This is a genomic window from Myroides sp. N17-2, assembly GCF_002286775.1.
GTDB lineage: Bacteria > Bacteroidota > Bacteroidia > Flavobacteriales > Flavobacteriaceae > Flavobacterium.
Genome location: NZ_NSGJ01000004.1, coordinates 153,844 through 167,467, shown reverse-complemented (window position 1 = coordinate 167,467; position 13,624 = coordinate 153,844). Strand labels below are relative to the sequence as shown.

Here is a 13,624-nt window from a genome sequence, read left to right as displayed (position 1 = left end):
GTTAGTAAGTTGTAGAGATGTTAGAGAGTATTAACCCTTCGGGGACTTTTGCTTGGAAGAAGCTTAGAGCGCATTTTGCACAAATGGAGTTTGTACAAATGCAAGATCTTTTTGCAAAAGATAAGGATAGAGCTAATAAAATGAATATTCAATGGAATGACTTTTTATTAGATTATTCAAAGAATAAGGTAACAGAAGAAACGATGACGTTGCTTTTGGAACTTGCTAATGAATTAAAGCTTAAAGAAGCTATTCAGGCAATGTACAAAGGACATATCATTAATGCGACTGAGAAGAGAGCGGTATTACATACTGCTTTAAGAGATTGTTCTAACTCTTCTACTGTAGAAGTAGATGGGGAGACTGTTATGCCTGATATTCTTGATACTCGAGAACGTATTAAAAAATTTACTAATAGAGTCCTAAACGGAGAGTATGTTTCTTATTCTGGTAAGAAGTTTACTGATGTTATTAACATAGGTATTGGGGGATCTGATTTAGGGCCTAAGATGGTTGTTCATGCATTAGCGAATTATCGCAATGAGTTAGGAATGCATTATATTTCTAATGTTGATGATGACTATCTACAGTCTGTTTTAAAGAAACTTAATCCTGAGACAACATTGGTATTAATCGTTTCTAAAACTTTTACTACGCAAGAAACTATTGAAAATGCTAAGAAAGTAAAACAGTGGTTACAAGTTAATCTTGGGAATGTTGATTTAAGCAACCATTATGTAGGTGTCTCTACAGCAATAGAAGAGGCGATGAACTTCGGTTTAAAGCGTGAGAATATCTATCCAATGTGGGATTTCGTAGGAGGAAGATTCTCTTTATGGAGTGCAGTTGGAATCTCAATAGCTTTAGCAGTAGGCTTTGATAACTTTGAAGAGTTGTTAGAAGGAGCATACGCTATGGATAGCCACTTTAAAGAGACTGATTTTAAAGATAATTTACCTGTTGTTTTGGCTTTGTTGAGTGTATGGTATAATAACTTTTATGGATATGAAACAGAAGCTGTTGTTCCATATAGTCAGTTGTTAGGTAAGCTTCCTGCGCATCTTCAGCAGATGATTATGGAGAGCAATGGTAAAAATAAAGATAGAAGTGGGAATCCTGTTAATTATCAAACGGGTACTTTGATTTGGGGAGAAGTAGGTGTATCTGCACAGCATGCTTTCTTTCAGCTGTTCCACCAAGGGACTAAAGTTATTCCTATTGATTTTATCGGTTTTGTTAACCCACATTTTAAAGAGAGCACGAATCACGATATTTTGATGTCTAATTTCTTTGGACAAAGTGAAGCACTATTGAATGGTAAGGTAGGGGAAGAATACGAAAGTGATGGAGGATCTTTCTTGAGTAACTTCAGAGAGTTTTGTGGAAATAAACCTTCAAATACGATTTTAATTCAAAAACTTACGCCTAAATCTTTAGGAGAATTGATTGCTTTATATGAACATAAGACGTTTGTTCAAGGAGTGATTTGGAATATATTTAGTTTCGATCAGTTCGGTGTAGAGTACGGAAAGATTTTGGCAAAGAATATACAAAATGAAATTAAAACTAAAATTATATGTGAACATGATAGTTCTACAGAGTTTTTGTTGCGTTATTTTGTGAAAAACAGAATGGTAGAATAATTCTAAATAGTGAGAAGGTGTTAATTTTAATGTTTTGGTAACATTGCATATGTATGTTTTTGTACATTTGTCGCGAAAATAATTTTATCACTTACACTTACAAAATGAAAAACTTGAAGAACTGGATGCTATTGATGGTAATGGTATTTACCTCAGTGTCTGCATTTTCACAAAACAAGATCACAGGTCTAGTTGTAGACGGTGAATTCCAATCGGGATTACCAGGAGCAACAGTAGTGGTTAAAGGGACTCAGAATGGAACGTCATCTGATATGGATGGTAAGTTCGAACTGACAGTTTCTGGAGATAAAGGAGAAGTAGTTATCTCTTTTATTGGTTACAAATCAAAAACTGTAGCTTTCACAGTTGGCGCTGACAAGAAAGCTGATTTAGGTTCTGTAGTATTATCTGCAGATGAGAATTTGCTTGACGACATCGTTATTATGGGTGTTGCTGACGTAGCAAAGGATCGTAAAACTCCAGTGGCTGTTTCTACAATTAAAGCTGCTCAAATTCAAGAAAAACTTGGAGCTCAAGAATTTCCTGAATTATTAAACACAACTCCATCTGTTTACGCTAGTAAATCAGGAGGTGGATTTGGAGATTCAAAAATTAATATTCGTGGTTTTGATCAAAAGAACATCGCTGTAATGGTTAATGGTATGCCTATTAACGATATGGAGACTTCTGCAGTTTATTGGTCTAACTGGGCTGGTTTATCAGATGTAACATCTGCTATGCAAGTTCAACGTGGATTAGGTTCTTCAAAATTAGCTATTTCTTCTATCGGAGGAACAATCAACATCTTAACTCGTACAGCTGAGGCTAGACAAGGTGGATCTCTTTCTGCTGGTGTTGGTAATGATAATTACTTTAAAGGTTCTGCTTCTTATAACACAGGGATTTTAGAGAATGGTTTCTCTGCTTCTGTTTTAATGAGCTACAACCGTGGAGATGGTTATGTTCAAGGGACTAACTTTGAAGCTAGTAACTATTTCTTAGGTTTAGGATACCGTTCTAAAGATGCTAAACACAATGTACAGTTTACATTCACTGGAGCACCTCAAACGCACGGACAACGTTCTACTTATACTTCAATAGCTGAGTCTATTGCTCAAAGTGGAAATAGTGATCCAAATATCCGTTACAATAAAGACTGGGGATATTTAAATGGTAAGATGTATAATGGTAAAGAAAACTATTATCACAAACCAGTTATGTCGATCAACTACGATTGGCAAATGAATGAAACTACTAAATTAAGTGCAGTTGTTTACGGTTCTTGGGGCCGTGGAGGAGGAGCTAGCATGAATGGTAAGGTAGTTACAGGTAAAGATAAAGATGGTAAAGATATTACAGCTTATGCTGATGGTGTATTAGGTGCAGATGGACAACTTCGTATGGATGACATCGTTGCTTATAACCAAGGTAAAGCAAATGCTTTTGGTGGACCTATTAGAAAAGGTACTATTAATGATAACAATAGTGGGATTACTAAATTAAACTCTGTAAACTCTCACAACTGGTATGGTACTGTAATTAACTTGAACAAAAAGTTAACTGAGAACATAACATGGGATATCGGGGTAGATGCTAGAACATATAAAGGATTCCACTTTAATAATGTTTCTGATTTCTTAGGTTCTACTGGATACAAAGAAACAGGAAATCTTAACTATGATGCTAATGGATATGTAGTAACAAATAGTTACGGATCAACTGTTAGCTACAACCCTTGGGCTGATAAAAATAATGTAGGAGATGTAAAATATAACAATGACGGTAACGTTCGTTGGTATGGAGGATTTACTCAGTTTGAGTACTCTAAAGATAATTTCACAGCTTTCATTCAAGGAGCTATTTCTAATCAAGACTTCCAACGTGTTGATAACTTTGTGAAGGATGGTAGAACTATGGATAATTCAAAAACTCCAAAACCTTTACCAGAATGGAAACAACAGTCAACTACTTCTTGGAAGAGCTTAGTAGGTGGTAACGTTAAAGGGGGAGTTAACTATAATATTGACGATCACCATAATGTTTTTGGTAATGTTGGTTACTATTCTAAGCAACCATTCTTCAATGGTGTGTATATTAACAACACAAACCAATTGAACCCAGATTTAATGAATGAGAAAATCTTCGGTGTTGAGTTAGGGTATGGTTTCCGTTCAGCTTATTTTAATGCTAACGTTAACGTGTACAGAACTTCATGGGAAGATAGAATTGAAAGAAAATCATCTACTGTTGAATTACCTGGTGCTGATGGAAAAACTATTAAATACCAAGGTAATGTTCAGTTAAATGGATTAGCTCAATTGCATAGAGGAGTTGAGTTTGATTTTAACTCTCGTCCAACTGACAAATTAACAATCAATGGATCTTTCTCTTACGGAGATTGGAAATATACTAAAGATGTTAAGAATGCAACTTTAGGTTTAGATTATGAAGTTATCGAAGGATTAAAATTTGATGGTACTTACCGTTTTGTAGATAAGTTGTATTCAAATGTTGATGTTATGGCTGCTTCTGATCCTAATAATAAAGGAGCAATGGAGTTACCAAGTTTCAACTTATTTGACTTAGGGATGACTTACACAATGAAAGTTGGAAAAGATAAACTTAAATCATTTGTTGTTAGAGCGAACGTAAACAACGTATTTGATACTATTTACATCGCTGAGGGTAATACTTCTAAAAGAGCAGGTGACAAAGGAACAACTGGAAAAACATGGAAAGGTATTGATACATCTAACCAAGTATGGTTCGGTGCTGGAAGAACTTGGAACGTAACTTTACGTTATAACTTCTAACAGTTATACAAAATATATCACAAAAAAGGAGATCATTTATGGTCTCCTTTTTTTATTACGTATTTTTAGGCTTATAATAAAAACGTAAGTAATATGAGCAATAATAAATTTGGTAAATCAGACTTGTATGTTCCGCAATTATCTTTTGGAGGTAATGTATTCGGATGGACATTAGACGAGAAAGAATCTTTTAAGATGTTAGACGAACTTTATGACAATGGTCTTACATTTATAGATACGGCTAACAACTATTCGCACTGGGCTCCTGGTAACGTTGGAGGTGAATCCGAGGCAATTATAGGGAAGTGGATTAAAGAGCATAAGAAACGTCATGATATCGTGTTGTCTACTAAAGTAGGGGGGACGATGGGAGATGGTTCTAAGGGATTAAAGCCTGCGTATATTAATAAGTGCGTAGAAGAATCATTACAACGACTTAATACAGATTATATAGATTTATACTTCTCTCACTTCGATGATTTAGAAACAGATCAAGAAGAGACTATGGGAGCCTTTAATGATTTAGTAAAGGCTGGTAAAGTACGTTATTTAGGAGCCTCTAACTTAGAAGCAGATCGCATTAGCAGTAGTAATGCTCTTGCAAAAGAAAAAGGATGGGCAGAGTATATCGCTATACAGCCTCTTTATAATCTATATGACCGTGTTAAGTATGAACAAGAGTACTTACCCCTAGTAGAGAAAGAAAACTTAGCTGTAATGAGTTATTTCGCATTAGCAAGTGGCTTCTTAAGCGGAAAGTATAGAAGCTTAGATGATATAGAGGGAAGTTCTCGTAAAGATATGGTGAAGGGATATATAAACGAGCGTGGTATCGCTATTCTTGATCAATGTGACACAATAGCAAAACAGCATAATGCGACAATAGCAGAAGTAGCGATAGCTTGGCAATTACACAAGCCATCTATTAGCACACCTATTGTTAGTGCGACATCTAGCACCCAATTAAAAAGTTTAGTTCGTTCTATGGAGATTAAGTTGTCTGTAGAAGAAGTAGCTCTACTTGATAAAGCAAGTGAATACTAAGAAATAGAAATTTCATTCTAATAAAACGAAGAAGGCAGACTCTATATAAAGTCTGCCTTTTTTGTTTTTTCTAAAATTGTATAAGTTCAAGTGCAGTACTTTTCTTGCGCTGTAAACCTAAGTAATAATGTTCTCCTCTTCTAAATATCATTGAATAGCTCGTTTTAATCTTGTTGTCAGCGATGTAGTTGCGTATCTCATCTACTTTATTTGTCGCAACAGTAGCTGTTGGATTATGTTTTAACTCCTTGTCTAATTCGCTATATGCAAGGATGGTTTGTGTATCTCCGTAAGCGTTTAGGTTGTCTCCAGCTATTGACGTTATAGCCATTTCAATGGCGGTTCCGACTAATGCCCCTATCAATCCATGTTGACCATATACAGGTTGGTTTTTGTTCAGGATTGTTGCTCCACCATAACACACTGTGTAACCGTTATCACTAGGGAATAAGGATAATCCATTCATACTAGAACGGTAACTCCTGTTGAGAAACTGACTCGTTTTAGTAATGGTTTTAGCTCTACTAAGATTATTGTCAACAGCCTGATAAATCTCTCCATTTAAGAAACTAATATCTTGTGTTTTATCGATTCTAAACTTTTGAATTAGATCACCACTTAGATAGTTGATATTAATATTTATAAAGTCTTTCGTATAGCATATTTGCGCAATCTTATCTTCTATTAAGAACGAATTAGATTTGATACTCAAGTAGTCTTTATTTTCGGTATTTTGATTAAATACAGTGCTATTCGCTTGTTTACTTTTTAAATCAATAAACAGTAACACCGTTCTTCTGTCAGAATTATCTAAGGTAATGTACACTGCTTTATTGCGGATGTATATTTTTCTTTTAGCACTTGCAATTGGTATGGCACTAGGAAGTTCCTCTCTTATTTTTAGGATATTAAGAGGTCCCTTGGTTGATTCAAGGCCTTGAAAAGCTTGATGTAATGTAGTTAGATTATCCTCATTGTCATAGAATTTATTCCTGTCTAGATCTATTTGTGATTCACTAAGTTGTTCTAATTGAGAATTGTACTCTATTATTCTTAGAGAATTTGTATTCTTTAAACTTGTAATGACATAAAATATATCATCAGCGCCAAAACTAGTTACAATATTCTCATCTTTAAGATTTAAAACAAGATTGTTTATAATTGGCTTTGATTTGGTGTTAAAATCATAAGATATAGAAGTCAACTCTTTTCCATTTCTCTCTAACCAATACAGCGTTGGATTAAGATTAGTATCTGTAGTATGTCCCACGAGTAGCTTTCTTTTAGCGTCGAAGTCTTCTGCTATAGTACTTACTACATTAAATGAAGCATCTGTCTTATGTGCTTCTATATGAGAATTAGTCATCACGAAAAAGAAGTTATTATCTTTTTCTTCAAACTGATACGTATCGTCGATTTTGGTGATAAATGTATTTAATGTTGCACTAGGTGTTTGTGCTAATAAGTTGGATACATTACTTACGATGAGTAGTAAGGCTACATTTATAAATTTCATATTTTGTGTTTTAAGGTAGGCATAAAGTTAGACCTTAATTTCTGTTTATCTAGGATGCTTTATTTTAAACCCGAAATACGCGATAGAAACGAAAAGTAATTATAGAAGATAGGTCTGAATTATTCGTTATATCAGTTTGTTTTTGTTTCTTCGGGACTTTTTAGACTGTCTAGATATACCAAGTGTTTAGCCTTTTTATAGTAATGAAATAGTTTATACATATCATAAATGTAAATTATCATAAGAATAGCAGAGATGATATGCATGAATATAACTCTACTAGAGTCATTTGAATTACTCATTACGGAGTCTTGTACTTCGATGTTCGTATAGATAAGTAATATGACCGCTGGAGTATAACATAGCGGTTTAAAGATATAGAGGTAACCAAAAGTTAGTATAGCAATCTTTCTGTTTCCTAAAGAACTTATAAATCTCATTACCATGAAAACAAAAAAGAAGAAAATCCCAATTTGCAGTAAAAGAGAAATTTGTGTTTCTATATCAAATACGTATGTGTCTCCTACGTAAGGGCTAATGTAGACAGAAATAACCTTACCTACTTTATAGTAGTCATAGTTATTCTTCTGAACATTGTGTTGCAGCGAACCTAGTTTATCTGAACTCAAGGTTATTTCAATTATTCTACTGCTAGGCATTTCTTCAATTTTAGTGATAAGAGCATCTTCTTTATCGTAGGTAAAGATTGCAGTGGTATGTTTTACAAGAGGTAAGTTTTCATCTAGTAACTCATTCATTACATATGACGGAAAATGCCTATAAGGATATAAAGTAATTATTATAGCAGTTAGTACTATAATAGTAGGAATGAGTTTGATCAGTTTTTTATTCATTAGTTTTTAAGTCGAGTTGCTCTTTAACCCAGAATCCGCATTCGCCCTATACTACGAATAAATTCTACTTTACATCTCTTTCATTTCTTCTAAAACCATACTATAGTACGCTTTTTACATAAATTCAGAGCTGTTTTGTATAATTCATTCTCGTTAATAGGTCTATCGCGTATTCCGGGTTTAACCCAAAATCAGTGTTAGCCAAATACTACAAAGCAATTATACCTCATAGCTCTTTCGTTATTTCTATAACCATATTATAGTATGCAGAAGTCATTAAATCAGATCTGTTTTGTATAATTCCTTTTCGCTTATATGTCTATTGCATAATCTGGTTTTAACATTTAAAGATACTATTTTTAATAAATAGTGATCAAAAAAAAGACCACCGATTCAATTCAGTGGTCTTTACTATTATGTTGAAAGCTGTGATTAGTTAATCGTAGCTCCGTTTTTTACATTTTCTTCGTCAGGATTAACGAATACTAATTTACCATTTTGGTCTTCTGTCATTAGGATCATTCCTTCACTTTCAACACCTCTTAAGGCACGTGGAGCAAGGTTCGCTAGTACAGTTACTCTTTTACCGATGATATCTTCTGGTTTAAAGTGTTCTGCTATACCTGATACGATTGTACGAACATCCATACCAGTATCCACTTTTAATACTAAAAGCTTATTTGCTTTAGGCATTTTCTCAGCTTCTACGATAGTACCAACACGTAAGTCAAGTTTCGCAAAATCTTCATAAGTAGAAGTTTCTTTTTGAGGCTCTACTACTCTTGCAGCAGCAGCGTTCTCTTTTTTAGAAGCTTCTAATTTATCTAATTGTTTTTGCACTTCCTCGTCTTCTATCTTAGCGAATAATAATTCAGCTTGTCCGATAGTGTGTCCAGCAGGTAGTAATACTTTATCTTGAGAGATAGCACCCCACTTAATAGGAGTCTCTATCTTAAGAATAGACTTTAATTTATCAGCCGTAAATGGCAAGAATGGCTCAGCAAGTGTGCTTAACGCAGCAGCGATTTGAAGCGCTACATACATTTGCGTTTTTACTCTTTCTGGGTTCTCTTTGATTAGCTTCCAAGGCTCTTCGTCTGCTAAGTATTTATTACCTAGACGAGCTACATTCATCATTTCTGCTAATGCCTCTCTAAATCTGTAACGATCTACCGAACTTTCGATTACACCTGGGTATGCTCTTAATTCTGTCAATGTAGCGATATCTACATCTGAGAACTCGTTTGGTTGAGGGATTACTCCTTCATAATATTTGTTAGTTAATACTACTACACGGTTGATAAAGTTACCGAAGATAGCTACTAACTCATTGTTATTTCTAGCTTGGAAGTCTTTCCAAGTAAAGTCATTGTCTTTTGTTTCTGGAGCATTAGAAGTCAAGGCATAACGCAATACATCTTGTTTACCTGGGAAATCTTCTAAGTACTCGTGAAGCCATACTGCCCAGTTTTTAGACGTAGAAAGTTTGTTTCCTTCTAAGTTTAAGAACTCATTTGCAGGTACGTTATCAGGTAGGATATAACTACCTTCTGCTTTTAACATCGCAGGGAAAATCACACAGTGGAACACGATGTTATCCTTACCGATGAAGTGTACTAATTTAGTATCATCAGATTTCCAATATGGTTCCCAATCTTTCCCTTCTCTTGCAGCCCATTCTTTAGTAGAAGAGATGTATCCGATAGGTGCGTCAAACCAAACATAAAGTACTTTACCTTCTGCACCCTCTACTGGTACTGGGATACCCCAATCCAAGTCACGAGTTACAGCACGTGGTTTAAGCCCATCGTCTAACCAAGATTTTACTTGACCATATACGTTAGGTTTCCAGTCATTTTTATGACCTTCTAAGATCCACTCACGTAAGAATGTATCATATTGATCTAATGGTAAGAACCAGTGTTTAGTAGACTTTAAGATAGGTTTAGTCCCTGTGATAGTTGACTTAGGATTTATTAGATCCGTAGCGTTTAATGATGTACCACATTTCTCACATTGGTCACCATACGCTTCTTCGTTACCACATTTAGGACAAGTACCTGTCACGAAACGGTCAGCTAAGAACTGATCTGCTTTCGCATCATATAATTGTTCTGTTACTTCTTCGATAAACTTCCCTTCAGCATATAATTTCTTAAAGAACTCAGATGCTGTCTGGTGGTGAATAGATGATGAAGTACGAGAGTAATTATCTAATGAAATACCGAAATCCATAAAAGACTGCTTGATAATACCATTGTATTTATCAATTACTTGTTGAGGACTAATCCCCTCTTTTTTAGCTTTCATAGAAATAGCTACTCCATGCTCATCACTTCCACATATAAAAGCTACGTCTTTTCCTTGCAAACGCAAGAATCTTGCATAAATATCAGCAGGTACATATACACCAGCTAAGTGCCCGATATGGATAGGTCCATTCGTGTACGGTAAGGCTGCTGTAATAGTATATCTTTTAGGTTCTTGTATCATATATCAATTACTGTTAATCTCAAACTAATTTGTAATATGCAAAAATAAACAATACTAATGGAATACTGTTATTTATTTTTCACCTAGTATATAGTCTGTCAAAGGGATCCAATCGGCACCTTAATTATCCGCAAACTATACTGAAGAATGAATTCTCACACACAGGATTCTATCTAGCATATAAGGTACAGACGCAATATCTTGCGTGTCACTCAATACGTTGTCTCATTCACTAAAAACATCTACAAGATGTTTTCTTAACGTTCTGTCCTGTGTCACCCAAAGTAACCACAATACTTGTCATGCTGAAGAATGAAGCATCTCACGCGTAACTCGACACAGTAACCACAATCTATTATTGTCACAAGAAAGCATCATTTGATGTTTTATGTGGGCGTATAGTTATACGCCCCTACACCTAGATGACGCCAAACAATGCGTTATACATATCACCTAATGCCGTAGGCGCACATTCCTAATTCCTAATTTGAAATTTCTAATTAATTATCGCTGATATTAGGAACCTCTAAGATTGAACGCACTCCATCAAATACTCCTTCATTAGCTTGATCACTTTGTACAGTAGGTTTAGAGTCTTTAGGCTGTTTTATAATTTGCTTATTTACTGTGCGGATATAGCCAGGTGGAGTCCACTTCTTCAATTTCTTTTCTTTATCAGAAGCATCTACTGAAGATAGGAGAGTTTTATCTTCAGTAGAAGATTTATCTGAATCTATAGGTGGATTTTGCTCCATAGTATGTACTTGATCTACTACTTTATTTTCTTTAAAAGGAGGTGTGATGGGAGATGTTGTTTCTACTTCAGTACCTTTATCAACTTCTTTTAGAAAGTTTTTAAGAGAGATATCTCTAGCTTGTTCTATAGGGATAACCTCAGAAGGCAGCTGGTTTCCGTTCTCAGATCCCTCTTCCCCTTTTTCTACTTCCATTTCCCCATTTCCTGCTTTCAGTTCCCCGTTCCCTGTTTTCTCCTCTACATTTTCCAGTTCTATAATTCCGTGAAAACAGCTTGTGCTGTGTACGCTTCCATCCTCTGCTTTCCACATACTCCAAAAGTAAATTTTTCCTTCTACCCACTTGTCAGGTAGACTAAAGTGAGCATATTTATCAATGCGTTTTCCCACATTAGGAATGGCTATAAATTCGTTTAATTTCTCGTTATACACCATCATCGTTAGCGAATCAGTATCTAGAGTCAATGCGTTGATCAAACCGTTATCCCACTGCACTTTAAACTTACCCGTTTTTAAGCGATTGATTTTTTTGATTACAGCTGGAGCAAGGTTTCCGATAGAGAGTAAGGCACTTTCAACTGTGATATGTTGTAATCCATTGATGAGTTTAACCCCTTGTTTCATTAGCCTAGAGATCATTTGTTCTTTACCTGTAATCCACTTTTCACCATTATGTACAACAGGACAATGCGCATTGACAAAATCCTTAAACTTACTTGCAAACGTAGAGACTAAGCTCATTTTATCCCATTGAAGCAGTTGTTTCTCTGTTGGTTTTTTATGTGACTTACGAGGTTTAGCACGGATGTAATTTACTCCTCTCCACGTTACTCCAACTACTGTTCCTACCTTACCATTTATTGGACCTAGTATACCTTGTTTAATTTCTGCCATAACTTAAGTTTTTTGTTTTTTCGTGATTTTGGTTTTTTGTTGGGGCGAATTGCAATTTGCCATATCATTCCCTGTTTTCTAATATATAAAAATCAGCATACCATGTACATAAGTAGCTAGAAATATTTATAGGCTGTTCAGCCCTTAGCCACTCTGCCTTGATGGCTGAATGCGAATTAATTAAGCGCTAAAAACACTGAAAATTCTTTTGTTTTTAGACAGATTTCGTCTTATACTGTGAGAAAGTAGAGAGGATGAAGTTGACCCATTCAAGAAGAGTAGAAGAAGAATAACAGGAGAATAGTTGGGCAGAATCTTCTCAGCCCAACTATTCTCCTATCATTCTCCAAGTATTGTCCTAGGATTGGAGAACATAGCCCGAATTTGTTGGGATTGAAGGTAGTATTCGAAGTTAGGTGTTGTATCTTTGTTTTTGTTAACGTAATGAATATTAGTTATTTATGTGTTTTAAAAAAATATTTAAAAAAGTAGTATTAGAATATGCTATATCGTCTGTGGATAGGGTAGAGCAAAAAAAGGGAGTATTTGGGGCTACAGAATTCTAATTTTTAGAGTAAAAGAGGGTGGAAGGAAAAAAAATAGATGATTAATGGGAGGAGATACATGTCACGGATTGCAAATCCGCGACAGCGTGGGTATTGTGGCTACTGTGTGTACTTTTGAAGATGTAGGTAGCTTGTGAGGATTTGTAATCCTTGGGAGCTTTTTAAAACTGTGTGGATATACACATCACGGATTGCCATGATAGTGTGTTCTATATTTGGTATATTGTTTGTGGTTGATTATATGTTTAGAGTATTAATAATCAATATGATTAAATGTCGACACAATATAAAGCAACAGAACTTGATAAAGCTTATTTTATAACAATTACTACTGTAGGTTGGATAGATCTATTTACACGTCTAGAGCAAAAATATGTTGTAATAGATGCTTTGTGTTATTGTCAAAGTAATAAAGGGTTAGTGATATATGCTTATGTTTTAATGCATAGTCATGTTCATATTCTTTGTAGAAGTGTGGATAGGTATAGTATTGCTGAAATAATGCGTGATTTTAAAAAGTTTACAAGTAAAAAAATTATTGAAACTATTCAGGATGAATCTGAAAGTAGACGTGAGTGGTTGTTAGAATATTTTGCTCGTAGTTGTCAATATTTAAAGAGAGATCAACAATATAAAGTTTGGCAAGATGGTTATCATGCGAAAGAAGCTTATTCTCTAGAATTTATAAAGCAGAAGATAAATTATATTCACCTAAACCCTGTAAAAGATAAAGTAGTTACACGCGTTGAGGATTATTATTTTAGTTCAGCACGTAATTACTGTGGACTAGATAATGAATTGGAGGTATTTATTCTTGATATTTAGTCTGCGGTTATACACGTCACGGATTAGTCTGCCAACACGCCATCTGTCCCATTCACTAAAACTGTGTTGATATACACGTCACGGATTGCAAATCCGCGACAGCGAGTATTGTGGCTACTGTGTGTAATTGCGTTTCGCTTTAGACTTTTAAAAGATAGGTAGTCTTAGTAAGGGGCTCGCGTGGATTTGTAATCCGTGCGGAGCTTTTTTAAAACCGTGTG

The 13,624-nt window shown here is 35.0% G+C and carries 8 protein-coding genes; 4 read left to right on the top strand and 4 right to left on the bottom strand.

Going from position 1 to position 13,624, the window contains the following annotated elements; genetic code table 11:
- Nucleotides 1-17 precede the first annotated feature (17 nt).
- From pgi to CF599_RS03120, 3 genes are all read left to right on the top strand, one after another.
- Nucleotides 18-1,643, top strand: coding sequence for a glucose-6-phosphate isomerase (pgi, locus tag CF599_RS03130; RefSeq protein ID WP_121964583.1), 1,626 nt, complete (start codon nt 18-20; stop codon nt 1,641-1,643).
- A 104-nt stretch (nt 1,644-1,747) separates the two neighbouring features.
- Nucleotides 1,748-4,456: a carboxypeptidase-like regulatory domain-containing protein gene (locus tag CF599_RS03125; protein ID WP_254050225.1), complete on the top strand. Its 2,709-nt coding sequence runs from the start codon at nt 1,748-1,750 to the stop codon at nt 4,454-4,456.
- Between the two features lie 93 nt (nt 4,457-4,549).
- Nucleotides 4,550-5,500, top strand: coding sequence for an aldo/keto reductase (locus CF599_RS03120; RefSeq protein ID WP_121964581.1), 951 nt, complete (start codon nt 4,550-4,552; stop codon nt 5,498-5,500).
- Nucleotides 5,501-5,570: 70 nt separating this feature from the next.
- Here CF599_RS03120 and CF599_RS03115 read toward each other — a convergent pair whose 3' ends face one another.
- The 4 genes from CF599_RS03115 to CF599_RS03100 form a co-directional block, all read right to left on the bottom strand.
- Nucleotides 5,571-7,016 carry a hypothetical protein gene (locus tag CF599_RS03115; RefSeq protein ID WP_121964580.1) on the bottom strand — a complete coding sequence of 482 codons (1,446 nt, stop codon included), beginning with the start codon at nt 7,014-7,016 and terminating at the stop codon, nt 5,571-5,573.
- A 131-nt stretch (nt 7,017-7,147) separates the two neighbouring features.
- Nucleotides 7,148-7,870: a hypothetical protein gene (locus tag CF599_RS03110; RefSeq protein ID WP_143824788.1), complete on the bottom strand. Its 723-nt coding sequence runs from the start codon at nt 7,868-7,870 to the stop codon at nt 7,148-7,150.
- A gap of 432 nt (nt 7,871-8,302) precedes the next feature.
- Nucleotides 8,303-10,363, bottom strand: coding sequence for a methionine--tRNA ligase (gene metG, locus CF599_RS03105; RefSeq protein WP_121964578.1), 2,061 nt, complete (start codon nt 10,361-10,363; stop codon nt 8,303-8,305).
- Nucleotides 10,364-10,863: 500 nt separating this feature from the next.
- On the bottom strand, nt 10,864-12,012 hold the full coding sequence (locus CF599_RS03100) for a DUF6266 family protein (RefSeq protein WP_121964577.1): 1,149 nt from the start codon (nt 12,010-12,012) through the stop codon (nt 10,864-10,866).
- Nucleotides 12,013-12,851: 839 nt separating this feature from the next.
- On the opposite strand from CF599_RS03100, the gene CF599_RS03095 reads away from it, so the two are divergent.
- Nucleotides 12,852-13,403, top strand: coding sequence for a transposase (locus tag CF599_RS03095; protein ID WP_121964576.1), 552 nt, complete (start codon nt 12,852-12,854; stop codon nt 13,401-13,403).
- Nucleotides 13,404-13,624 lie beyond the last annotated feature (221 nt).